The 23,960-nt window shown below is 66.8% G+C and carries 20 protein-coding genes and 2 tRNA genes; 3 read left to right on the forward strand and 19 right to left on the reverse strand.

Annotation, left to right across the window (positions count from 1 at the left end; all coding sequences use genetic code 11):
- Positions 1 to 287, forward strand: a 287-nt coding sequence (locus DYS74_RS12375; protein ID WP_147435506.1) for an integrase core domain-containing protein, incomplete at its 5' end; no start/stop codon positions are given.
- Positions 288 to 871: 584 nt separating this feature from the next.
- On the opposite strand, the gene DYS74_RS12385 is transcribed toward DYS74_RS12375, so the two are convergent.
- The 8 genes from DYS74_RS12385 to kdsA form a co-directional block, all read right to left on the reverse strand.
- A tRNA-Pro gene (locus tag DYS74_RS12385) sits at positions 872 to 948 on the reverse strand.
- Between the two features lie 277 nt (positions 949 to 1,225).
- The gene (locus DYS74_RS19175) at positions 1,226 to 1,864 is read right to left on the reverse strand and encodes a TetR/AcrR family transcriptional regulator (RefSeq protein WP_121534007.1); all 639 of its coding nucleotides are present in this window, start codon (positions 1,862 to 1,864) and stop codon (positions 1,226 to 1,228) included.
- Between the two features lie 726 nt (positions 1,865 to 2,590).
- Positions 2,591 to 3,379: a DUF1217 domain-containing protein gene (locus DYS74_RS12395; protein ID WP_121534008.1), complete on the reverse strand. Its 789-nt coding sequence runs from the start codon at positions 3,377 to 3,379 to the stop codon at positions 2,591 to 2,593.
- Positions 3,376 to 3,780, reverse strand: coding sequence for a flagellar biosynthesis repressor FlbT (gene flbT / locus DYS74_RS12400; protein WP_121534009.1), 405 nt, complete (start codon positions 3,778 to 3,780; stop codon positions 3,376 to 3,378). The genes DYS74_RS12395 and flbT overlap by 4 nt, the downstream gene beginning before the upstream one ends.
- Positions 3,777 to 4,148 (reverse strand): flagellar biosynthesis regulator FlaF, encoded by a 372-nt coding sequence (gene flaF / locus DYS74_RS12405; protein WP_121534010.1) that lies wholly within the window; start codon positions 4,146 to 4,148, stop codon positions 3,777 to 3,779. Before flaF ends, flbT begins: the two co-directional genes overlap by 4 nt.
- 84 nt (positions 4,149 to 4,232) lie before the next feature.
- Positions 4,233 to 5,462 (reverse strand): flagellin N-terminal helical domain-containing protein, encoded by a 1,230-nt coding sequence (locus DYS74_RS12410; RefSeq protein ID WP_121534011.1) that lies wholly within the window; start codon positions 5,460 to 5,462, stop codon positions 4,233 to 4,235.
- Positions 5,463 to 5,687: 225 nt separating this feature from the next.
- Positions 5,688 to 6,506 carry a 3-deoxy-manno-octulosonate cytidylyltransferase gene (locus DYS74_RS12415; RefSeq protein WP_121534012.1) on the reverse strand — a complete coding sequence of 273 codons (819 nt, stop codon included), beginning with the start codon at positions 6,504 to 6,506 and terminating at the stop codon, positions 5,688 to 5,690.
- Entirely contained in the window at positions 6,503 to 7,336 is an 834-nt protein-coding gene (kdsA, locus tag DYS74_RS12420; RefSeq protein ID WP_121534013.1) for a 3-deoxy-8-phosphooctulonate synthase, read from the reverse strand. The genes DYS74_RS12415 and kdsA overlap by 4 nt, the downstream gene beginning before the upstream one ends.
- Before the next feature lie 227 nt (positions 7,337 to 7,563).
- Between kdsA and DYS74_RS12425 the strand changes: the two genes are divergently transcribed.
- Positions 7,564 to 9,498: a carboxypeptidase regulatory-like domain-containing protein gene (locus tag DYS74_RS12425; RefSeq protein ID WP_183077523.1), complete on the forward strand. Its 1,935-nt coding sequence runs from the start codon at positions 7,564 to 7,566 to the stop codon at positions 9,496 to 9,498.
- Between the two features lie 4 nt (positions 9,499 to 9,502).
- Here DYS74_RS12425 and mtgA read toward each other — a convergent pair whose 3' ends face one another.
- From mtgA to DYS74_RS12460, 7 genes are all read right to left on the reverse strand, one after another.
- Positions 9,503 to 10,243 (reverse strand): monofunctional biosynthetic peptidoglycan transglycosylase, encoded by a 741-nt coding sequence (gene mtgA, locus DYS74_RS12430; protein ID WP_121534015.1) that lies wholly within the window; start codon positions 10,241 to 10,243, stop codon positions 9,503 to 9,505.
- 48 nt (positions 10,244 to 10,291) lie between these two features.
- The gene (locus DYS74_RS12435; protein ID WP_121534016.1) at positions 10,292 to 10,864 is read right to left on the reverse strand and encodes a DUF1269 domain-containing protein; all 573 of its coding nucleotides are present in this window, start codon (positions 10,862 to 10,864) and stop codon (positions 10,292 to 10,294) included.
- Between the two features lie 83 nt (positions 10,865 to 10,947).
- A complete protein-coding gene (gene gltB / locus DYS74_RS12440; RefSeq protein ID WP_121534017.1) occupies positions 10,948 to 15,486 on the reverse strand; it encodes a glutamate synthase large subunit in 4,539 nt (1,512 codons plus the stop codon).
- Between the two features lie 12 nt (positions 15,487 to 15,498).
- Positions 15,499 to 16,218: a hypothetical protein gene (locus DYS74_RS12445; RefSeq protein ID WP_245965279.1), complete on the reverse strand. Its 720-nt coding sequence runs from the start codon at positions 16,216 to 16,218 to the stop codon at positions 15,499 to 15,501.
- A 68-nt stretch (positions 16,219 to 16,286) separates the two neighbouring features.
- Positions 16,287 to 17,720, reverse strand: a complete 1,434-nt coding sequence (locus DYS74_RS12450; protein WP_121534019.1) for an NAD(P)-dependent oxidoreductase — start codon at positions 17,718 to 17,720, stop codon at positions 16,287 to 16,289.
- Positions 17,721 to 17,940: 220 nt separating this feature from the next.
- A complete protein-coding gene (locus DYS74_RS12455; RefSeq protein WP_121534020.1) occupies positions 17,941 to 18,735 on the reverse strand; it encodes an undecaprenyl-diphosphate phosphatase in 795 nt (264 codons plus the stop codon).
- A gap of 39 nt (positions 18,736 to 18,774) precedes the next feature.
- Positions 18,775 to 19,761, reverse strand: a complete 987-nt coding sequence (locus tag DYS74_RS12460) for a complex I NDUFA9 subunit family protein (protein ID WP_121534021.1) — start codon at positions 19,759 to 19,761, stop codon at positions 18,775 to 18,777.
- A 160-nt stretch (positions 19,762 to 19,921) separates the two neighbouring features.
- Here DYS74_RS12460 and DYS74_RS12465 point away from each other — a divergent pair.
- A tRNA-Leu gene (locus tag DYS74_RS12465) sits at positions 19,922 to 20,006 on the forward strand.
- Positions 20,007 to 20,122: 116 nt separating this feature from the next.
- Here DYS74_RS12465 and DYS74_RS12470 read toward each other — a convergent pair.
- From DYS74_RS12470 to DYS74_RS12485, 4 genes are all read right to left on the reverse strand, one after another.
- On the reverse strand, positions 20,123 to 21,100 hold the full coding sequence (locus tag DYS74_RS12470; RefSeq protein WP_121534022.1) for an Lnb N-terminal periplasmic domain-containing protein: 978 nt from the start codon (positions 21,098 to 21,100) through the stop codon (positions 20,123 to 20,125).
- A complete protein-coding gene (locus tag DYS74_RS12475) occupies positions 21,055 to 21,642 on the reverse strand; it encodes a restriction endonuclease (protein WP_121534023.1) in 588 nt (195 codons plus the stop codon). The genes DYS74_RS12470 and DYS74_RS12475 overlap by 46 nt, the downstream gene beginning before the upstream one ends.
- A 206-nt stretch (positions 21,643 to 21,848) precedes the next feature.
- Positions 21,849 to 22,946: a flagellar basal body P-ring protein FlgI gene (locus DYS74_RS12480; RefSeq protein ID WP_121534024.1), complete on the reverse strand. Its 1,098-nt coding sequence runs from the start codon at positions 22,944 to 22,946 to the stop codon at positions 21,849 to 21,851.
- Positions 22,946 to 23,959 (reverse strand): flagellin, encoded by a 1,014-nt coding sequence (locus tag DYS74_RS12485; protein ID WP_121534025.1) that lies wholly within the window; start codon positions 23,957 to 23,959, stop codon positions 22,946 to 22,948. Before DYS74_RS12485 ends, DYS74_RS12480 begins: the two co-directional genes overlap by 1 nt.
- Position 23,960 lies beyond the last annotated feature (1 nt).

A 23,960-nucleotide genomic window follows, 5' to 3' on the forward strand; every position in this document is an offset into this window, starting at 1 on the left:
CGAACGCGATCCTGAAGTGGCAGGAGGAACGCCAAGTCGAGTGGCACTACATCGCGCCCGGAAAGCCGATGCAAAACGGCTTCGTGGAGAGCTTCAATGGTCGCCTGAGGGACGAGTGCCTCAACGAGCACCTGTTCGCCAACCTGCGCCATGCCCGCCATCTGATCGCGGCATGGCGCGAAGATTACAACCATCACCGCCCCCACACGAGCCTCGACGGACTCACCCCGTGGGAGTATCACCAACGGTCAAGAGAGGACCAAACCCTGAACAGCGCGAACCAATAATCGCGGACTCCCTGGGGAGCAGGTCAGCTTCAAGCGCGCCGCTGTCGCAGTGGCGCGCAAGCTGGCGGTTATCATGCACGCGATGCTGAAATCCGGTCAGACCTTCCAACGACAAGCCGACCCCGTGGTCTGAACCGCAACCGATACGCATCGACCTTTCGACGCGACCCGGACGTCCCTGCCGGGACGTAGCCAGAACCATTCCGCCGAGGCTGTTGCACCATCCGATCCGTCAAAGTCGATGCGTGCGCTTCACACATTGGAAGGTTCTCCGCGAAGCCCCACCATGCGGCGGCACATGCCGACCGCGAAGATGACACTGCTCCCGGCACACGATGTCCCCCAACAAGCTGAAAGGTCTTGCAGTATGATATGCGATTAGATGACACCCTCGGCCGAGCGCTGCGTTGCCTGTCGTCGGGCAGTAAGCCGTGAGACACGGTATCGCGGCGCCAGAGCTGCACCTGGAACGTTCCAAACAGAACATCCTGCCGACACCGCATCTGCCCTTCACAACGACCAAAAGCCCTGCCTTCTGGAACGAAAGGCAAGACTTTTTGAAACTTGATATTGCGGGATTTTTTTGGTCGGAGCGAGAGGATTCGAACCTCCGACCCCCTGCTCCCGAAGCAGGTGCGCTACCAGGCTGCGCTACGCTCCGACCGTGACGGCGGAACTACAGACTCGGCCGGGGATTTGCAAGGGGCATTTCGCGCATTTTTCAATGTATCTCGCGCGGGCCACGAACACCCCGCCTCTGCAGCGCCCGACAGCGCCATCGCCGGCAAGAAGTGTGACCGGAGATGGAGGCTGGGGCGTGGTGCCGCCTCAGGGGCAAGGAGCGCCCGGGAAGCGCGGATGTGCGGGCATTGCGGCCAGCCCCCGGAGGGTGATCCGGTGGGAAGTGAAATCATGTTAAATATAGACCTATAGCTGATCTATTTTTGTGACGCCTCGCTCGAGAGCACGCCTTGCAGAACGATGCCGATGTGGTGTTCGAGCTGGTCCAGAAGCGAGTCGATCGGGCGCGACGGGGCCGCGACGAAATTGCCGAAATACTGTGTGGTCAGGCCGACGATGATCTCGGCCAGCGCCGTCGCATCGACCGAGGCGCGGATCTTCCCCGCTGCCTGGTAGTGCAGGACCAACCGAATGTAATGGCGCAGGATCAGGGTATGAAGCCGCGCGCCGGTTCGGCTGGCCGGGCCCTCGGGCTCGAGGAAGGGCGCCGACAGGATGACCCTCCAGCATTCGCGCGACAGGGGCCGCATTGCCTGGCGGGCGAGAAGCGACTCGAAGGCGATTACCCCCTGCAGCGGCTCCTCGGGCAGGTTGCGCAGGAAATCGCGCCGCTCGGGCAGCGAGGCGCGCACATGCCGCAGCGCCAGCCCCATCAGCAGGTTCGGCTTGGTGGCGAAGTAGTTGTAGACCGTCGCCGGCGCCACCAGCGCCTGTTCTGCGATCGCCTCGATATGTGTGCCCTCATAGCCGCGCTCGCGAAACAGCAGTGCCGCGGCATCCAGAACCTGCTCCGCCCGCCTCCGCTTGTTCCGCTCTCTCAGACCGCCCAGTGCCATTGCACTCTCCTTCGAAATTGACACTCTCCTGGGTATCGCGGTCTGACCGGCACCCTTAAGGTACGCGTCGCTCTAAATTTAACGTTGAAAACAAATAAAAACCCGTTCCTCCTGAGTTTTAAACGCCGGGCGGATCGTGGCAAAGCGAAAAAGCTCGCGCCGGTTCGCAACCTCGCGGCGCGACGGCTTGAACAGGCTGCTGCCCGCCCCGCACCCCCAGCCCAAGCGAATGACCGGCACCGGATCAACCTGGCCTCGGGGCTGCGCCATGACCGCGCGTGGTGGTGTTGCGGTTCGTCGAGATCTGGCGGGGGATGGTCACCGTGGCAGCCGCGCCGCCCGCACGCGGCGGCGATGGAACCGGCGCATGCGTTGCAGGGGCAGTCGGGTGCTGCGGGGCGGTGGGAACGGGCCGACAGGCTTGCTGATCTCACCCGGGGCGCGTCAGAAAATCAGTCTCTATTTTCGTTGTTGGGATGCTCTCGCATGATTGCCGAAACTCCGGGCGCTCCTCGGGCCGGGCTGCGAACGAGCGAATGGTGAAACCGGGACAGGCATGACCGGCGAGCGCCGGGGCGGGCCCTCTCCGGTCCGTCGAGGACCAGTCGCTTCAGCGCATGCAGACGGAATCAGGGCCAGATGCAGACGCCTGTACGTCTCGTCAATGCCGAGAGGTCCGGCGCTGCCCTGCGCGGTGCGCGGCGGATCGGCCCGGAAAGCGGCAGGTCAGGATTGCAGCAGCGTGAGGGCGACGGCGGCGGGGCTCGTGAAGCTGACCTCGGCGATCTGGACTCGGGCGAAATAGAGTCTGTTCAGTTTCTCGAGCGAGTCACTCGCCGCGAGCACCGACAGATCCGACGAGCCCAGAACCTCGAAGGCCTTCTGCCGATAGATCTCGACCTGCTGGTCGACATCGAGCGAAGCGACCTGCGAGGGCAGGCCAAGGGCCGTCTGCAGGTAGGAGCTCATCGGGCGCGAGCCGATGACGGCATACCAGCCGGCCCGCTGCGTGCTCTGCTTCGCGGCGATCTCGGGCAGTTCGCGCCGGGCCGAGAGCGCCAGCCTGAGACTGTCGTCCGTTTCGCCCACCGCCGCCTCGAACTGCCGGCTCTCGTATTTCTGCAAGATCTCGTCGGCGAAATCGGAAAGCTGCGTGCGCGGGACCGAGAAGTCGCCGAAGCCGAAGGCCTCCGACAGCTTGAAGTAGCTCTTGTCGGAGAGCGCATTCGCCAAAGATCCGGGCTCCAGCGTGCCTTCGTTCAGCACCTTCAGGATGAAGTGCTTGTTGTTGATGTCGCCCTCGAGCCCGAAGGCGCCAAGGGCGACGGTCAGCAGCCGGCGGTCGGCGACAAGGTCTTCCGCGGTCTTGATCGAGCCGATCTTCTCGCGGAAATAGGTCTCGCTGCGCTGGATGTCCTGCGAGGCCGTGAAGGCGGTCATCTGCCGCTCCATCGTCCGGTTCAGCAGGCTCCAGCCGGCATAGCCACTGAACGGAAGGATGGGCGTATAGCTCATGCTCCGGCTGCGGCGAGAAGCCGCTCCTCCCGGGGCAGCAGGCTGCGCAGCGCCTTCAGCGCCTGATAGGTCTGCCCCTCGAGCACCGCCGAAGTGGCAAGCGCCAGCTGGGCGCGGCTGTCGCGATCGGTCAGGGCCTGGCTCAACTGCTCGATCCCGCGCAGCAGCTGCCCCTTCGCCTCGGTCCACTCGGCATCGCCCGAGAGGACGAGCTGGGCGATGTAGCACACGCGCCGGACCGGGGTGTTGACCTCGTCGGGGTGAACGGCGTCGCGCAGGCGCAGGATATGGGCGTTCGGCGTCATGATCGCGAGCCGCGAGCGACGGTCGCCATTCTCGATCACCGCGCCATTGATCAGGACCCTCTCCTTCGGGGCCAGCTTGAGAACGAGACCGGTCATCCCTGTGTTCCTTCGCTGCGCAATCCCTTCATGATTGCGGTGTTGATGTCCACGAGAATGTCCGCCCGGGCCTGGCCGAGCAGGACCTTGCGACTGTGGGCCTGGGTGAATTCGGCAAGATAGAAAAGGCGCGCGCGCAGCGGTGCGGGCAGCGGGTTTTCCGGCAGGGACACATCCGCCGCAAGGATGGTCCACAGGCGGCGGTTGTCGTGGATGGCGCTGGCGAGATCGACGAAATCGGAGCGGGCGTCGGCCTGTTTCAACCGTCGCGTGACGCGCGCGAAGACCTCGTATTCGGTGGCGCGCGGGGTGCGGATCGGTTGTGCGGGGTTTTCGTAGGCCATCTTGGCCATGGTCGTTGCGGACACGGCAATACCTTTCTGTATCGAGGCGGGCATCGCGCAGCTTTGGCGCGGAAAGCGGGGCGCCTGAAGGCGCCCCGCCGGATGTCATCACTTGAACAGCGAGAGGATGTTCTGCGGCTGCTGGTTCGCGATCGACAGCGACTGGATGCCAAGCTGCTGCTGCGTCTGCAGCGCCTGCAGGCGGGCCGACGCTTCTTCCATGTCGGCGTCGACAAGGGCGCCGATGCCGGTCTTCATCGCATCCGTCAGCTTGGAGACGAAGTCCGCCTGGGTCTCCAGACGGGATTCGACCGAACCGAAGTTCGCGGCGGCGGTGGTGGCCGAATCGATCATCTTCTCGATGTTGGTCAGCTGCGCCGCGAGGGTCGAGTCATCGGTCACGTCGATCGTCGCGAGCAGCGACAGATCGCCCGAGTCCGCGTTCTTGTACTGGCCCGTCACGGTCAGCGCATTCGCGCTGGTGTTCGACAGGTTGAGCGTGCCGGTCGTGGTCGTGTCGTCGTAGGTCACGGTCAGCCCCGAGATCCCGAGGGCGTCGATCGCGTTCTTCAGGCCGAAGGCGATCGATTCCGACTTGTCGACACCGGCCCGCAGGTCGTCCTCGGTGACGGTGTAGGTCGCGCTCTGGTTGCCGATGTTCACCGAGATCGAGTCACCCGCGGCGAGGCCGGCAACCGTTCCGTCGACGACGATCGCGCCCGCGCCGGTTGTCGCACCAAGGCTGAAGGCCGTGGTATCGGCCCCCGCGGTGCTCAGCGCGCCGGATGCCCCCGAACCGGTGGCAAAGACGCTGCGCGCAGTGTAGCTGCCCGCAGAGAAATCCACCCCCGCCACCGAGATATAGGCCGCCGAGACATCCCCGCCGAGGGTGCGGTCGAGAGAGGACAGGATGTTGGTGGAGGCCTTGCTGCCGTCAATCAGGTTGAGCCCGTTGAACTGGGCCGAGCTGACCACGGACGCGATCTGCGCCTTCAGCGCGTCGACGTCGGTCTGGATCTTGCTGCGATCCTGGTTTTCGTCCTGCGCCGAGACGATCTTCGCCTGCATCTTGGTGAGCAGATCGGTCACCGTCTCCGACGCCTGGCGGGCCACGGCGACGGTCGATTCCCCAAGAGACAGGCTGTCGGAGATGCCCTGGAAGCCCTTCACGTCGGCTTCCATCACCTTGGAAATGGCCCAGACAGCCGCGTTGTCCTTCGCGGTGCCCACCGACTTGCCGGTCGAGATCTCGCCCTGCGTCTTCGAGAGGTTGGAGTTGATGCCCTTGAGCGTCTGCAGCGCGACCATGGCGCTGGTGTTCGTCAGAATGCTGGACATGTCAGTCCTTCACTTTCCATTCGGCGCTTTGCGCCGGCTTCAGATGCCGCTCCCTTTTGGGAGGCGGCGCTCGTGGCGTTCTGACCATGCGGCACGCCTGTTGCGTCGCCGCGCCATTCCATCGGAATGCGAGATGATCCTTGCAAAGAGATGCTAACGGAAAGCTAAGGGCCGGCATTTCTGCCGGCCCCGAATGCTTCAAATTTTCAACGTAATGGCGACGTTTCAGTCGACGCCCATCTGCGCGAGATAGCCCTCGATCAGCGGCACGTCGCTCGGGTTGTTCAGCTCCCAGAATTTCGCACCGGGGGCAAAGACCTCGACCGTCGAGACCGGGTAGCCGTTTTCCAGGAACCGCAGCTGTTCGAGCCCTTCGAGCTGTTCGAGCGTGCCGGGCTCCCAGCCGGAATAGGCGGCGAGCGCGGCGCGGCGATAGGCGTAGAGCCCGACGTGGTGGAACACCGGCACGATGCCGTCGACCTCGCCCTTGCCATTGGTGAAGGGGATCACTTCCTTCGAGAAGTAAAGCGCCTGGCCCAGATTGTTCGACACCACCGTGGTGGCGCCGACGCGGCCGTTGCGGCGGTCCTCGATGAAATGGCCGACCGATTCGGCATCGCAGCGCAGCACCGGCGTGGCGATGCCGCACGACGGGTTGGCGCGCATCGCGGCGATCAGCGCGGTGACGAAGCCGGGGGGGGTCAGCGGGGCGTCGCCCTGCAGGTTGACGATGATCTCGGCGCCGATCCCGGCGCGGTCGATCGCCTGGGCGACGCGCTCGGTGCCGTTGCGGCAGGCGGCATCGGTCAGGATCACCTCGGCACCGATGCGGGCGGCCTCGTCGGCGATGCGGTCGTCATCGGTCGCGACGTAGAGCGAGATCTCGCCGCCCGCCTCCTCGATCGCCTTGCGCCCGGCCATCACCGAGCGCTCGAGCAGGCTGCGCACCGTGCCCTTCGCGCCCTTCAGCGTGGCAAGCGGCTTGCCCGGGTAGCGGGTCGAGGCATAGCGCGCGGGGATGATGATGCAGGCGTCAGAGGTCATTTCGCGATCCGTTCCTTGTAGAGCGCGTCGAAGGCGCGCAGGTCGGCCACCAGGCCGCCGAGCTGATCGACCGGGATCATGTTCGGCCCGTCCGAGGGGGCGTTGTCCGGGTCCTGGTGGGTCTCGATGAAGAGCGCCGAGACCCCCACGGCGCAGGCCGCCCGCGCCAGCACCGGCGCGAATTCGCGCTGCCCGCCCGAGGTGGCGCCCTGCCCGCCCGGCTGCTGCACCGAATGGGTGGCGTCGAACACCACCGGATAGCCGGTCTGCGCCATGATCGGCAGGCCGCGGAAATCGGTCACCAGGGTGTTGTAGCCGAACGAGGTGCCGCGGTCGCACAGCATGATGCGCTCGTTGCCGGTCGAGGCGATCTTGGCGGCGACATTGGCCATGTCCCAGGGCGCGAGGAACTGCCCCTTCTTCACGTTGATCGCACGGCCGGTCTCGCCCGCGGCCAGCAGCAGGTCGGTCTGGCGGCACAGGAAGGCGGGGATCTGCAGCACGTCGCAGACCTCGGCGGCGATGGCGCAATGCCAGGGCTCATGCACGTCGGTCAGCACCGGCACGCCGAATTCCTTGCCGATGTCACCGAGGATCTGCAGCCCGACCTCCATCCCGAGCCCGCGGGTCGTCGCGAGCGAGGAGCGGTTCGCCTTGTCATAGCTCGCCTTGAAGATGAAGCGCGTGCCGGTCGGCGCGCAGGCCTCGGCAATGCGCTCGGCCATCATCCGGGCGTGGTCGCGGCTTTCAAGCTGGCACGGGCCGAGGATCAGGGCGATCGGGTTCGCCCCGCCGATCGCGATGTCGCCGATGGTCACGATGGAAGTCATGGTTCGTCCTTCACGCAATGCCTGCAGGCTGTTTCCTGCGGCATATATGGGATTTTCTCGGCGAAAGGCAGCCCATTCGCTCGGCCCGAGCGACATCGGGCACAGGGGGCGGCGTGTCGGCCATGAAAAAGCCGCAGAATTCTGATTTCGGGGGAGGCGGACCATTGACCTCACCTTGCGCCGACGCTGCCCCGACCGCGACGGACGCTGGCAGAACGGATCGCGCAATGAGACAACCGACGGCTTTCGAGCAGGAACTTCTGCAATACATCAACCGCGCCCGGATGGACCCGGCCGGAGAGTTCGACGCGCTGATCGCCAATGCCGACAGCCGCACCGCCGTCGCCGCCGACGTCACCACCGCGATCCGCTATTTCGGCGTCGATCTTGCGCTGTTCCGCGAGCAGCTTGCCGCCTATGATCCGGTTGCGCCGCTGGCCTGGAACGGGCTTCTGGCCGATGCCGCGCTCGGGCACAGCCAGCTGATGATCGACCAGGACACGCAGGCGCATCAGCTGACCGGCGAGGCCGCGCTTGGCCCCCGGATCCTGGCCACGGGCTATGCGGCGCTGCGGGTGGGCGAGAACATCTTCGCCTATGCCGAGAATGCGCTTTATGCCCATGCCGGCTTCTTCATCGACTGGGGCTATGGCACCGGCGGCATGCAGGATCCGGCGGGGCACCGGATCACGATCCTGAACGGCGCCTATACCGAGATTGGCATCGGCGTGCTGGCCGACCGGTCCTCTGCGACCAGCGTCGGGCCCTGGGTGGTGACGCAGGACTTCGGCGCCCGCGCCGATACCCCGGTGCAATTGCTGGGCGCGGTCTTCGACGATGCCGATGGCGATTCCTTCTATGATGCGGGCGAGGGGATGGGCGGGGTCACCGTCACCATCGTGGGCAACGGCCGCACCGTCACCACCACGACCTGGGACGCGGGCGGCTATCAGCTGGCCCTCGATCCGGGCAGCTATTCGGTGGAATTCTCGGGCGGCGGGCTTTCGGGCGTGGTGCGCCGCACCGTCACCATCGGCGCCGAGAACGTGGCGCTCGATGCGCAGGCCTCGGAGGCGGTGCCGGCCATCACCATGATCCGTGGCGACGATGCCGCGAACCTGCTGGCCGGCACGCCCTGGGCGGACCGCCTCTTCGGCGGGGCCGGGGCTGACACGCTGAATGGCGGGGCGGGCGCCGACACGCTTGACGGCGGGATCGGCAATGACGTGCTGAATGGCGGCTTCGGCAATGACGTGCTGTTCGGCGGTGCGGGGGCGGATACGCTGGCCGGCGGCGCCGGGGCGGACCGGATGGTCGGTGGTGACGGCGCCGATCTCTATTATGTCGAGTCGGCTGCCGACCGGATCGTCGAGCTGGCCGGCGGGACGGGGATCGACCGGGTCTTCTCCTCGGTCAATTTCTCGCTGACGATGGGCTATCTCGAAAACCTCGTGCTCACCGGCACGGCGCTGCGCGGTTTCGGCAATGCGCTCGCAAACCGGATCACCGGCAATGCCGGTGACAATTTCATCGACGGCGGGCGGGGCGTCGACACCATGGTCGGCGGCGCGGGCAATGACGTCTACGTCGTGCGCGACGCCGGTGACCAGGTGATCGAGGCGGCGGGGCAGGGGCTCGATTCGGTCTGGGCCTACGTCTCGACCGTGCTTGCGCCGAATGTCGAGCGGCTGTTCCTGCAACCCGCCCGCGATGCCGCGGGCGTGGGCATCGAGGGGCTGAGCGGCACCGGCAACGTTCTGGCGAACACCATCTTCGGCAACGGTTTCGACAACACGCTGACCGGGCTTTGGGGCAATGACACCCTGCGCGGCGGTGCCGGCGCCGATGCCTTCGTGTTCAACCGCACCCCCGGCGCCGGCAATGTCGACCACATCCTCGACTTCGACCGCACGGCCGTGGACGAGGGCGACACGCTGCGCATGGATCACGCGGTCTTCTCCGCGGTCGATCTTGGCGCGCTGGCGCCGTCGGCGTTTCAGGCCGGGGCGGTCGCGCAGGATGCCGAGGACCGCTTCCTCTATGACGCGGCGGCGGGGCGGCTGTGGTATGACGCAGACGGCACCGGGGCGGGGCAACGAGTTCTGGTCGCCACCTTCGCGGCCGGCACGGTGCTTGGCGCCGACGACATCTTCGTGTTCTGAGCGCTCAGTTGTCCGAGAAGCAGGCGGCGCGGCCGTCAACTCGGATTGTCTCGGCCCCGGCCGAGATCGCCCGCGCGCGGCGGGAGACGAAAGCCGAGGGACGCGAGGCCGAGCGCCCCTTCGGATCAGGCAGCACCGCGGCCAGCAGCGCAGCCTGCCGCGCCGTCAGCTTGTCAGGTGTGGTGCGGAAATAGTGGAAGGCCGCAGCGTTCACGCCGAACACGCCCTCGCCGAATTCCGCGACGTTGAGATAGATCTCGAGGATGCGCCGCTTGCTCCAGATGAATTCGGTGACCGGCGTCAGCGCCGCCTCCATCGCCTTGCGCAGCCAGCTGCGGCCCTGCCACAGGAAGACGTTCTTCACCGTCTGCTGACTGATCGTCGAGGCGCCGCGCTCGGCGCCGGCATCGATCGCCTGGCGGATCGCCTTCATGTCGAAGCCCCAGTGGCGGCAGAAATTCGCATCCTCCGCCGCGACGACCGAGCGCGCCATCACCGGCGCGATCTCCTCCATCGGCGTCCATTGCTGATCGACCGATCCGAGGCGGCGCATCTCCGACCAGATCGTCAGGGTGATCGGCGGATTGATGACGATATAGACAACGGCCAGCGCGACATAGGCCGCCGCGATGCCCAGAACGAGGCGCGCAAGCCAGCGCAGGGCCCACCGCAGGGGTGCGCTCGCGCCCTGTGCGGCCGCGCCTGCGGCCTTCTTGCCCGGTGATGCCCTGCGTGGTGCTGCCATGGCGCCATAAGTCACGCCATGGCCCGTCAGGTCAAGCCATCCGCGCCCTCAATCGCGTCCGGCGCCAATCACCGGCCGTTTCCGTTCGGCGGCGGCCGCGGTCATCTCCTCTGCACTGACTGCGGTGGTGCCGGCACGTGCGATCGCGACCCGCAGCCGCGCCTCCATGTCCTCGGGCAGCTCGGTGCTCAGGCTGCGGCCGGTGGCGCCGAGATTGCGCAGCCGTTCGAGCACCTCGGCTGCCCGCGCCCGGCGCAGAAGCAGGAACAGAACGGCGCCCCCTTGCGGCAGGGCGGTGGCGGCACGGCGCATGAAGTCGTCGTTGATGCCGATGTCGGCATGCGCGCCGGCGAGTGCGCCGACCCCCGCGCCGATCGCCGCCCCCGCGACCGGGGCCAGGAACACAAGCCCGATCAGCGCGCCCCAGACGGTGCCGCCAAGCGCGCCGCTTGCCGTCAGGTTCAGCGGCTGGTGCAGGATCACCCCGCCCGCGGCGTCGCGCGTCGCCACCACCATGTCCTCGGCGTCGAGGAAGCCCGTGCGCTGCAGCTCGCCCAGCGAATCGCGCATGCCGAAGGCGGCCGTCTCGGTCTCGAAGGCTAGGATCAGAAGCTCGGTCATCTCGCTCTCCCGCGGCTGCAAACGAAAAGGGCGGAACCCGGAGGTCCCGCCCGTCAACGCACGAGGCGTCGTTTCGTTCCGTCTTATTCGGCGGGCATCGCCGCCGGCTCGTCGCTGAGCGGATAGGGCAGGTGCACCAGCATCTCCTTCGGGCAGACCTGCAGGAAGTTCGCCCGCTCCGTCTCCCAGTTCTGCAGGATGTCCGCCGCCTTGCGCGAGCCCGTCTCCTTCGCGTGCCGCTCGATCAGGGTGTGCAGCTGCGTCTCCCAATGCGGGTGGCCGATGCCGCAGGTCACGATGCTCTCGAGGTTCATGTAGTCCTCGGCGATCCCGTCCGGATCGTAGAGATAGGCCATGCCCCCGGTCATGCCGGCGCCGAAGTTTGCCCCGATCCGGCCAAGGATCACCGCGACGCCGCCGGTCATGTATTCGCAACCGTTCGAGCCGCAGCCCTCGACCACCACCTTGGCGCCCGAGTTGCGCACCGCAAAGCGTTCGCCCGCGCGGCCGGCGGCAAAGAGATAGCCGTCCGTCGCGCCATAGAGCACGGTGTTGCCGATGATCGTGTTCTCGGACGCCACCAGCGGCGAGGACATCGGCGGACGCACCACGATGGTGCCGCCCGACAGACCCTTCGCCACATAGTCGTTGGCGTCGCCCGAAACCTCGATCTTCAGCCCCGGCGCCGCGAAGGCACCGAGCGACTGGCCGCAGGAGCCCGTCAGCTTCACCGTCAGATGGTCGGGCTGCAGCGCGTTGCGCATCCCGAAGTTCTTCACGATGTGGCTCGACGCCCGCGTGCCGATCGTGCGCAGCGTGTTGCGCACCGCATAGGACAGCTGCATCTTCTCGCCGTCCTCGAAGAAGCGGTGGCCGTCCTTGATGATCTCGGCATCGAGCGTATCGGGCACGTAGTTGCGCGGCTTCGAGCGGTCGTAGACGATCTTGTCCCAGCCATCGACGGTGATCAGCAGCGGGTTCAGGTCGAGGTCATCAAGATGCGCAGACCCGCGGCTGACCTGGGTCAGCAGGTCGGCACGCCCGATCACCTCGTCAAGCGAGCGCGCGCCGATCGAGGCGAGGATCTCGCGCACTTCCTGGGCGTAGAAGGTGATCAGGTTGACCACCTTGTCGGCCGTGCCGTGGAACTTGGCGCGCAGCACCGGATCCTGGGTGCACACGCCCACCGGGCAGGTGTTCGACTGGCACTGACGCACCATGATGCAGCCCATGGCGATCAGCGCCGCGGTGCCGATGCCGTATTCCTCGGCGCCCATCATCGCCGCCATCACGATGTCACGGCCGGTGCGCAGACCACCATCCGTGCGCAGCGTGACGCGCTCGCGCAGCTTGTTCATCGCAAGGACCTGATGCGCCTCGGTCAGACCCATTTCCCACGGCAGACCCGCGAACTTGATCGAGGTCGCCGGAGAGGCGCCGGTGCCGCCGTTGTGGCCCGAGATCAGGATGATGTCGGCCTTCGCCTTGGCCACGCCGGCCGCGATCGTGCCGACGCCCGAGGACGCCACCAGCTTCACCGTGATCTTGGCGCGCGGGTTGATCTGCTTGAGGTCGTAGATCAGCTGCGCAAGGTCCTCGATCGAGTAGATGTCGTGGTGCGGCGGCGGCGAGATCAGCGTCACGCCCTTGGTCGAGTGCCGCAGACGCGCGATGAGCTCGGTCACCTTCATGCCCGGAAGCTGGCCGCCCTCGCCGGGCTTGGCGCCCTGCGCGACCTTGATCTCCAGCTCCTCGCAGTGGTTCAGGTATTCGGCGGTGACGCCGAACCGGCCCGAGGCCACCTGCTTGATCTTCGCCGACGGGTTGTCGCCGTTCGGTTCCGGCACGAAATGCGCCGGATCCTCGCCGCCCTCGCCGCTGTCGGATTTGGCGCCGATGCGGTTCATCGCGACGTTCAGCGTCTTGTGCGCCTCCGGCCCGAGCGCGCCGAGCGACATGCCCGGGGTGACGAAGCGCTTGCGGATCGAGGTGATCGATTCCACCTCCTCGATCGGCACCGGCTTGCCCAGCGGCTTGATGTCGAGCAGGTCGCGGATGTGAATGGGCGGGTTCGCCCGCATCATCGCGGAATACTGCTTCCACAGGTCATAGCTTGCCCGGTCGCAGGCCGATTGCAGCAGGTGCATCGTCTGCGCTTCCCAGGCGTGCTTCTCGCCGGTGCGGCGTGCCTTGTAGAAGCCGCCGATCGGCAGCACGTCCTGGCCACCCAGCCAGCCCTTCTTGTGCACCTCTTCCAGCTTGTGCTGGATGCCGTGCAGGCCGATGCCGGAGATGCGCGAATGCATGCCCGGGAAGAACTCGGCCACCATGGCGCGCGACAGGCCCACCGCCTCGAAGTTCAGACCGCCGCGATAGGAGGAGATGATCGAGATCCCCATCTTCGCCATGATCTTCAGCAGGCCGGCATCGATCGCGTCGCGATAGCGGCGCATGTTGTCGACCAGCGAGCCGGTCAGCAGGCCGCGCTCGATGCGGTCGTTGATGCTGTCCTGCGCGAGGTAGGGGTTCACCGTGGTCGCGCCCGAGCCGATCAGCACGGCGAAATAATGGCTGTCGATGCATTCGGCCGAGCGCACGTTCACCGAGGTGAAGGTCCGCAGCCCCTTGCGGGTCAGCCAGCTGTGCACCGCCGAGGTCGCGAGGATCATCGGCATCGCCACCTTTTCGGCGTCCTGGAACTCGTCGGTCAGCACGAGATGCAGCGCGCCCGAGCGCACGGCATCCTCGGCCTCGGCGCGGATCCGTTCCAGCCCCTCGCGCAGCGCTTCCTGATCGGCGCCGGCGGGGAAGGTGCAGTCGATCACCGTCACCGACTCGCCGAAGACCTTCATCATCTCGGCATATTCGGCATTGGCGATGAACGGGCTCTCGAGGATCAGGATCTCGGTCTGCGAGCTGTCCTCGTCGAGCACGTTCTTCAGGTTGCCGAAGCGGGTCTTCAGCGACATCACCCGGCTTTCACGCAGCGAGTCGATCGGCGGGTTGGTGACCTGGGAGAAGTTCTGCCGGAAGAAGTGGCTCAGCGGGCGATACTGCTTCGACAGCACCGCGGGCGGCGTGTCGTCGCCCATCGAGGCGAGCGCTTCCTTGCCGTCCTCGGCCATCGGCGCAAGGATCTGCTCGAGATCCTCAAGCGAGTAGCCCGCCGCGATCTGCCGCTTGCGCAGATCGGCGCCCGCGTGCAGCGCCTTTTCCGGCACGTCGCGCATGATCGCGTTCAGGTCGATCACCTTCTCGACCCAGGCACCGAAGGGCTGGCTGTTGGCGAGCCGGTCCTTGATGTCCTTGTCGCGGTAGAGCTTGCCCTCGCGCATGTCGACGGCGATCATCTGCCCCGGCCCGAGCGCGCCCTTTTCGCGCACGTTCATCTCGTCGACCGGAACCATGCCGGCCTCGGAGCCCGCGATCAGCATGCCGTCGCCGGTGACCACATAGCGCATCGGGCGCAGGCCGTTGCGGTCAAGCCCGCCGCAGACCCAGCGGCCGTCGGTCATCGCGAGCGCCGCGGGGCCATCCCAGGGCTCCATCACCGCGTTGCAATAGGCATACATGTCCTGCCACGCCTTCGGCATGTCGGTCGTCGCCTTCGACCAGGCTTCGGGGACCAGCATCGTCTTCGTCATCGGCGCCGAGCGGCCCGAGCGCACCATCACCTCGAACACGGCATCAAGCGCGCCCGAGTCGGAGGTGCCCGACGGGATGATCGGCTTGATGTCCTCGGCCGCGTCGCCGAAGGCCGAGGAGGCCATGCGGATCTCGTGGCTCTTCATCCAGTTGATGTTGCCCTTGATCGTGTTGATCTCGCCGTTGTGGGCAAGCATGCGGAAGGGCTGCGCCAGCCACCACTGCGGGAAGGTGTTGGTGGAATAGCGCTGATGATAGATCGCGAAGGCCGATTCAAAGCGCTCGTCCTTCAGGTCCGGATAGAACTCGGCGACCTGCTCGGCCAGCATCATGCCCTTGTAGATGATCGAGCGCGTCGACAGCGAGCAGATGTAGAGCCCGGCGATCTGCGCCGCGATCGCCGCCTTCTCGATGCGGCGGCGGATGATGTAGAGCTCGCGCTCGAAGGTCTCGTCGTCGATGTCCTTCTCGCAGCGGATCAGAATCTGCTCGATCTCGGGACGGGTCGCGTTCGCCTTCTCGCCCAGCACCCCGGTGTTCACCGGGACGTGGCGCCAGCCATAGATGTAGTGCCCCATCCGCAGCACTTCGCTCTCGACGATCGTGCGGCAGCGTTCCTGCGCACTGAAGTCGGTGCGCGGCAGGAAGATCTGACCGACGGCGACCTTCTTCTCCATGTCCGGCTCGTGGCCGGTGCGGCGGATCTGGTCATAGAAGAAGGGCGCCGGGATCTGCACGTGGATGCCCGCGCCGTCGCCGGTCTTGCCGTCGGCATCGACCGCGCCGCGGTGCCAGATCGCCTTCAGCGCCTCGATGCCGTTCGCCACGACCCGACGCGAGGCCTTGCCGTTGAGCGACACGACGAGACCCACGCCGCAGGACGACTTTTCATCGTCATCGCGGTAGAGCGAGTTCTCTGCCATCCACTTGCGCTTCGCTTCCTCGGCGGCAACCCAGGCTTCATCGTATTTCGTCATCACAGTGCCTCCTCAGAGAGTGGGACGGTCAGGGTTCGGGGACATGTTGGTCATCATCATGTCGCAATCAAATTCGGGCTCGGCCGCGGCAAAGCCCTTGTCGCCCGGAAAGGCGAAGGTCACGGGCGCCTGCGAGATCTCGCTGCGGTCGCCCTGGACAGTTTCATAAGTCTCGGTGTCCGAGAAGAAGAGACGCAGCTTGCGCGAGATCAGCTGCATCCCCTTGCGGGTGGCAAGCGCATTGCCGGCGCCGTCCTCGATCCGCATCTCGAAGCCGCAGCGTTCGAGTGCCACGCCGCCGATCGTCACGCTCTCGCCGGTCAGCTGGTCGTGGCCGATGTAGCGCCGCACCTCGCCGCTGGTCGAGCGGGTGATGAAGTCGTAATCGTCACGGCCCGTCGCCAGCAGCGCGCTGAACGAGGCGTTGTCGGCCGAGGCGGCGGCGTCGAGCGCGTCATAATCGCCGGTCTCGAGGTCGAGGCTGGCGATCCAGCGCGTCTCGCTGTCGATGTGGCTGCGGAAGAACTCGCCCTTGCCATCGGCCAGCGACACCCACTGATCGCCCGCGGGGTCGCCCGCGCAGCGATAGTGGTTGGCGACCTGGCACGAATGCAGCTGCACCGTCATCTCGAGCGTGCAGCCCGGCGGCGGCGCGAAGATGCCGCCGGCCTGCGCCGGCAGTGCCGCGCACAGCCCTCCGAACAGAGCCAGATATGCCAGAGCCGGACGCATTCTCATCCTTCTTCCGAACGGGGTCGGGACCGCCCGTGCCGGCCGGGGCCGGACACGGGAAAGGTCGTTCACTCGGCCGCGACGCGCGAGGCGCCGTCGAGATACTTGACGATCTCGGCGCCGGCCTCGCGGCCGTCACGGATCGCCCAGACCACGAGCGAGGCACCGCGCACGATGTCGCCCACGGCATAGACGCCGGGCAGCGAGGTCGCATGGGTGCCGAAGGCCGCCTTGATCGTGCCCCAGCGGGTGGTCTCGAGCGCGTCGACGCCCCACATCTCGGGCAGGTTCTCGGGTTCGAAGCCGAGCGCCTTGATCACCAGATCGGCCGGTTCCTCGTAGATCCCGCCCTCGATCGGTTCGGGCGACTGCCGGCCCGAGGCATCGGGCGCGCCGAGCTTCATGCGCTGGATCGACACCGAGCGCACCGGGTTGCCCGAGAAGGCCTTGGGCGCGGCGAGCCAGACGAATTCGGCGCCCTCTTCCTCGGCGTTCTTCACCTCGCGCTGCGAGCCCGGCATGTTCGCCCGGTCGCGGCGGTAGACGCATTTGACCGAGGTCGCGCCCTGACGGATCGAGGTGCGCACGCAGTCCATCGCGGTGTCGCCGCCACCGATCACCAGCACGCGCTTGCCCTCGGCGTTCAGCGTGCCGTCGTCGTATTCCGGGACGTCGTCGCCGAAGCCCTTCTTGTTCGAGGCGGTGAGGAAGTCGATCGCGCGCACGATGCCCGCGGCGTCGGCGCCCGGGTCGCGCAGGTCGCGCGTCTTGTAGACGCCCGTGGCGATCAGCACCGCGTCATGCTTGCCGCGGATCGCGTCGAAGGAGATGTCCTCGCCGACGTTGCAGTTCAGCACAAATTCGACGCCGCCTTCCTCGAGCTGCTTGACGCGGCTCATCACCACGTCCTTTTCCAGCTTGAAGCCCGGGATGCCATAGGTCAGCAGACCGCCGGCGCGGTCGTGGCGTTCATAGACGGTCACCTGCACGCCCGCCCGGCGCAGCGCGTCGGCCGCGGCAAGGCCGCCCGGGCCGCCGCCGATGATCCCCACGCTTTCCGCGCGCTCGACCGCCGGCTTGATCGGCTTGACCCAGCCCATGTCCCAGGCGGTGTCGGTGATGTATTTCTCGATCGCGCCGATCGTCACCGTGCCGTGGCCCGATTGCTCGATCACGCAGTTGCCTTCGCACAGGCGATCCTGCGGACAGATCCGGCCGCAGATCTCGGGGAAGGTGTTGGTGGCCTGACTGATCTCGTAGGCCTCCTGCAGCCGGCCCTCGGCGGTCAGGCGCAGCCAGTCGGGGATGTTGTTGTGCAGCGGGCAATGCGAGTGGCAGTAGGGCACGCCGCACTGGCTGCAGCGGCTGGCCTGCTCGGCCGCCTTGGCATCGGCGAACTCGCGGTAGATCTCGTGGAAATCCTGCGAGCGCACGGTCGCGTCACGCTTCTCGGGCATCTCCTTCGCCGTGTGGACGAACTTGAGCATGCGTTGCTGTGCCATGGATGCGCCTCCCATTGGTGCAATTCCGGGTGCGCATGAGTTACACCGCTTCGCGGAGGAATAAAAGTCAGCATATGTGACCTAAATGGCCGAAAAATACCGGGATGACCGGGGGTGGGTGAATTTTTTGGGTCAAATAACGTCAGCAATGATGACCTATGCGCAATTCGGCAAGGAAATCAGGGGCGGGAATCACCGATGTGAGGGTGATTCTCTCATTTCAGTTGACGACACCGGCCTGCGCAAGGGCAAGCAGAACCGCGCCGAAGGCGATGCGATAGATCGCGAAAGAGGTGAAGCGATGGGTCCGGATGAAGCCGAGCAGCCATTTCACCGCGATGAAGGCGGTCACGGTCGAGGCCGCGAAGGCGATGCCGAGCCCGGTCCAGTCTTCCTGGCCGACGCCGTCCTTCACCTGCTTCAGAAGCTCGTAGCCGCTCGCCGCATACATCGTCGGGATGCCGACGAGGAAGGCGAACTCGGTCGCTGCGGCGCGGTTCGGGGTGCCGAGCAGCATCGCCGCAAAGATCGTCGCGCCCGAGCGCGAGGTGCCGGGGAAGATCCCGGCGACGATCTGCGCAAGACCCACGGCAATCGCGACGCGCAAGGTGATGCGGGTGCTGTCGGGCAGCCGCGCGGCAAGGGCCTCGGCGCCGAGGATCCAGAAACCGCCCAGAACCAGGGCCCAGGCGATGGGGGTGACCGTCTCGGGCAGCTCGAACCCCAGCTTCTTCACCACCAGGCCAAGCACGGCGGTGATCCCGAAGGCGATGGTCAGCTTGAGCAGGTAATCGCGGTTCTCGGGGTCGCGCCAGTTCAGGAACAACCCGACGATCCGCTGCCAGTAGATCAGCGTGACGGCGAGGATCGCCCCCGCCTGGATCACGATGTTGTAGGTGTCGGACCGGGCGCCAAGCCAGTGTTCGGCCAGCAGCAGGTGCCCGGTGCTCGAGATCGGCAGGAACTCGGTGATGCCCTCGATGATGCCGAGGAGCACGTCATTCAGATAGGACAAGCCGTCCTCCCATGCGGGATGTGCTGCCGCCGCCCCGGATCAGGACGGCTTGCGCAGGTTCTTCGCCGAGGCCTGGATCGTCTCGTACTGCCCATGCGGGCGGAAGCGCCACAGGTAGTCGGGCAGGATCGCCCCCATCGGCGTGGGGGTGATGCCGAGCGCGTCGAAGCCCTTGGCACCGGCCGAGACCACACTGTCGGTATAGAGGTTGCGGACCTGGTCGAAGGTCAGGACCTTGTTCGCGACGAGCCCGCCGGTCAGCCCCTGCACCGCATCGCCCGCGACGCCGATCGCCGAGGCGACGACGCGCGGCAGGTTCAGCACCAGACGGCGGCGGTCGATCACCGCCAGCATGCGCTGCATCAGCTGTTTGAAGGTCTCGACGTCCGGGCCGCCCAGTTCGAAGACGCCCTGCGCCTCGCCCAGCACGCCCTTGACCGCGGCCTTCGCCACGTCGTCGACATAGACCGGCTGGAAGCGGGTGTTGCCGCCGGCGATCGGCAGGATCGGGCCGAATTTCGTCATCGCGGCGAATTTGTTGAAGAACTGGTCCTCGGTGCCGAAGATCACCGAGGGGCGCAGGATCATCGCCGTCGGGAAGGCCTTGAGCACCGCCGCCTCGCCTGCGGCCTTGGTGCGGCTGTACTCGCTGTGCGAGCCGGCATCGGCACCAAGGGCCGAGATGTGCACCAGCCGCGCGACGCCGGTTTCCGCCGCGATCTTCGCGATGCGCTGCGCGCCTTCGGCATGGATCGCACCGAAGCGGTTCTTGCCGCGGCCGAGCAGGATGCCGACGCAGTTCACCACCGCATCCGCGCCGTGCATCGCGGCGCGCACGCTCGCGTCGTCACGGACGTTGCACAGCACCGGCTCGACCTGGCCGACGGCGCCATAGGGCTTGGTGAAGAGAGCCTCGTTCGGGCGCCGCACGGCGATGCGCACGCGCCAGCCTTCCTTCGCCATCCGGCGGGCGATGTACCGCCCGACGAAACCCGAACCGCCATAGATCGTGACCAGCTTCGACATCGGCTTCGGCCCCCTGCTGAGAAAAAGTCGCATTCTGATTACCGCCAACCCCCCTGCCAAACAAGACCCTGACGAAGGTGTTGCAGCGACGTGAAGATTTTCTTTCGAAACCCTGTTGACACTCCCGGCGGGGGTCGGTAAATCCCCCCTCACATCACCGGCCCAGGTGGCGGAATTGGTAGACGCGCACGGTTCAGGTCCGTGTGCCGCAAGGCGTGGAGGTTCGAGTCCTCTTCTGGGCACCAATACTTCGAAAGCCTCGCAACCCCTTCAGGTTGCGAGGCTTTCGTGTTTTCTGGCCCTCGCTGCCGATGCCGTGAGACCGCCGCGTCGCGCGCGCCCCGGGGCGCCGGCCACGCCGCTATCTCAGCCGGATCGCCGCGGAGTAACCAAGACCGGGATGCCGCCCCTCGGACCCGGGACGCAGCAGCGCCGCGGCCCGCCGTTCGGCCATCGTGCCCTCGCCGCCGAGGACATGGAGCGCCTCGAGATATTCGGGCAGGCGGCCCGACAGGATCAGCTTGTCGTTCAGCGGCAGATCCGATTTCAGGCCAAGCGCGAGCCCGTAGACCACCGTCGTGCAATTCGCCGTGATGGTGTTGTAAAAGCGCGGCTGACGTTCGAGCTGCCGCGCAAGCTCGACATAGGACAGGAACAGCGTGCGGCGCTGTTCGGCGGTGAGAATCACCGGATACATGCGCACCTCCTCGCGCCGCAGGTCGGTGCGCAGGCGCAGGATGTCGCGCTCGGTCGCGGCGATCAGCACCAGTTCGAACTGCCGGAAGAAGCCGCCGATCTCGTTGAACTCCTCGCCCTTTTCGCGACGGATCTCGACCGAGAAGACGACATGCTCGCCGGTGCTGAAGCCGAAGCTCACCAGAAGATGGGCGATATCGGGGTTGTCCCAGACCGAGGTGATCATGTCGACGGTCTCAAGCCGGTCCAGATCGACGCTGCGGGTGATCCAGCGCGGCGTCGCGTTGTCCTTGCTGTGCCAGTCGAAGTCGCGGATGTCCGCGAGCGTGACGATCTTGCCCGAAATCCGCGCCGTCACGCCGCGCGACACGTCCACCGCCCAGTCCCGGTCGGCGCGCGGGGCGATCGTCTGATACCAGCCACCAACCACCAGCGCCGCCAGGGCCAGCACGGCCCAGCCGGCCGGGCGCCTGCGGGTCCGTGCGGTGACGGCGCCGGCCGCGGCCAGCACCAGCGCGGCGAGGGCGGCAAGGCGCGGGAGGCCCGCCAGGTGCAGCCAGAGCGCCGTGGCGGCCCAGAGGCTGCCGGCCAGCACCGTCAGCGCGAAAAGGACATTGGAGAAAAGGCGCAGGGCGCGGGCCATCGGAACTGTCCTCTGCCGGAATTCGGGAACTTGCGAAACGGAGGGGCGGCCTCGGGCTGTTGCGGCACGGCCAGGCCGACCTTGTCCAGAAACTCCGCCGCGTGTTCGCGCACGGCGAAGAGCGTGATGAAGGAGCCGATCTCGTTCAGCGCGCTCTGGCTGAAGTTGCTGCGCGGGAACCGGCCCAGCCACGCGACGTGGCGCTGGTTGCGGTATTCGTCGGGATCGCCCGGCACATGCGCGTAATCGCCCCGGAGGCGCCCGATATTGACCATACGGTCGTGCTTCGAGGGATAGATGACGATGTCGCCGGGGCGGATCTCGCGGCAGAAGCGGAACAACGTGCCGGCATCGACGGGCAGGGCGCCCGGCTTCTTGTCGGGATAGGTGCAGGCGAGCGCGGTCTTCAGCGCCTCGCGGTCCGGATACTGGCCGAGATCGCCCAGTTCGGGCCAGCCGATGGCGACATAGCCAAGTTCGATCGGCCGCGCGGCGACATGTTCGCCCATGTGGATGCCCCAAACCGCGATCTGCTGTGCCATGCGTCCGTCCTTGTGAAATCCGCCTCGGCGAGGCGGCTTCATTGCTAGGTCGGGAGCGTGCCCCGATCAAGGGGAGGGGCCATGACCCGCCCTTCGGGGCGGCTGCCGTGGGGGGCGGCGCCGCGCCACCGTGCGTCCGGCAGAGGGCGAGCGTCGGCGCTATCTCCGGCCCGGTGGCCGCCGCGCACGCTGCGCTTGCCGCGCCCCTAGTTCAGGACCATCTCCGCATGCAGCGCGCCGGCGGCGTGGATGCTGTTGAGGATGTCGATCATGTCGCGCGGCGGCACGCCGAGCGCGTTCAGCCCTGCAACGACATCCGAGAGCGAACTTGTGCTGGCGATCTCGGCGATCTTCGAGCCGCCGCCCTGCTCGATGCTGGCATTGGTGCGCGGCACGACCACGGTCTCGCCGCGGGCGAAGGGGTTCGGCTGCGATACCATCGGGGTTTCCTCGATCCGCAGCGTCAGGCTGCCCTGGCTGACGGCAACGCGGGAGATCCGGACATCCTCGCCGATCACGATCGTGCCCGAACGCTGGTCGATCACCACGCGCGCCTTCTGCTCGGGCTCGATCCGGATGTTCTCGATCCGGCTGATGACATGGGCGGCGTTCGAGGACCCGGCCTGGCCAAGGTCGACCGAGACCGTGCCCGCATCCGTCATCCGCGCGACCCGCCGGTGGAATTCGCGGTTGATCGAGGCCTCGATCCGCGAGGCGGTGGTGAAATCTGGCGTCCGGAGTGCAAGGCGGACCTCGCGCAGGCTGTCGAGCTCGAAGGCGACCTCGCGCTCGACGCGCGCGCCCGACGGGATCGTGCCCGAGGTCGGCACGCCACGCGTCACGCTGGCGGCCTGGCCGCTGGCCGAGACGCCGCCGGCGATGATCGTGCCCTGCGCGACGGCGTAGATCTCGCCATCCGCCGCCTTCAGCGGGGTCATCACCAGCGTGCCGCCAAGCAGGCTCTTCGCATCGCCGATCGCGGAAACCGTCACGTCGATCTCGCGGCCGGAGCGGGCGAAGGCGGGAAGCGAGGCGGTCACCAGAACCGCCGCGACGTTCTTCGGCCGGACCTGTTCGCCGGTCACGTTGACGCCCAGACGTTCGAGGACGTTCGACATGATCTCTTCGGTGAAGGGGGCGTTGCGGATGCCGTCGCCGGTGCCGTTCAGGCCGACCACCAGCCCGTATCCGACAAGATCATTGCCGCGCACGCCGTCGAACTCGACCAGATCCTTGATGCGGATCGAGGCGGCCTCGACCGAGAGGGGCAGGAGCAGCAGGACCAGCAGGGCGAGAAGGCGCATCACAGGTAATCCGTCAGATGCATGCCGGAAAGCCGCGAGGTGAGCGCGTAGAGCGTTTCCAGCTGGGTCTGGACCGCCTTCAGGGCGGTCGAAGTCTCATAGGGATCGGCGGCCACCATGCCGAGCCTCGCGGTTTCAAGGCTGGTCCGTTCGGCGCCGTTGCGGGTCTTCGCGGCTGCGGTGGCCTCTTCCGCCACGCCGACCTCGGCGCGGGCGCCGGTGAGCGCGCTGCTGGCCGAGAGCACCTGCTGACCGGCGGTCTCGAGCATCCGGGACCGCAGCGCAGCCTCCGCCGGCACCATGTCCTTCGCGACAAGGGCCGACAGCGCCAGCCCCTGCAGGACATCGCGCAGCCGGGTGTCCGCCGCGGTGATGTCGGCGGCGACGGCCACGGTCTCGGAAACGCGCTGCGGCGCGAGCGGGCTGGCACTGCCCTGATAGGCCAGATCGCCATAGCCGCCGCTGCCGGCGGGGGCGGCAAACCAGTCGTTCACCGCGGTGATGATCTCGTCCGCCGTCGAAAGCCCCGAGACCGCGGTCGAAAGCGCGGTCAGGATCTGGTCGGGATCCGCCAGCGGCCGGGTGGCGGTGTCCATCCCGGCAAAGACATAGCGTCCGGCCGCCTGCGTGTTCAGCGCGCCCGCCACCGCGGCAAACCGCTGCGCGCCGTCCCTCGCCGCGGCGGCAAGGGCCGCGCTGTCGCCATTCTGCCCGGCGGAGATCAGCGTCGTCCCGAATTCCGCCGTCTGATCCTGGATCGTGCCGAGCGTGGTCTGCATCACCGAGAGGAAGGTGCCGGTGACGCTGGCCGAGGTGTCATAGGCATCGAGCCGCGCGATCGAGGCGACGAGGGCCGAATAGCCGGTGAATTCCCCCTTCAGCGCCGCGCCGACATCCTGCTGCACGCCGCTTGCCAGCTCGTCGGTCAGCCGGGCGAGGGTGGTCTTCAGCTGCTGGTTGTGCTGCCGGAAGCGGAAGCTCTGCGCCATGTCGCCGATCGATACATAGGCCATC

Source organism: Paenirhodobacter hankyongi (assembly GCF_003664585.1).
GTDB classification, from domain to species: Bacteria; Pseudomonadota; Alphaproteobacteria; order Rhodobacterales; family Rhodobacteraceae; genus Rhodobacter; species Rhodobacter hankyongi.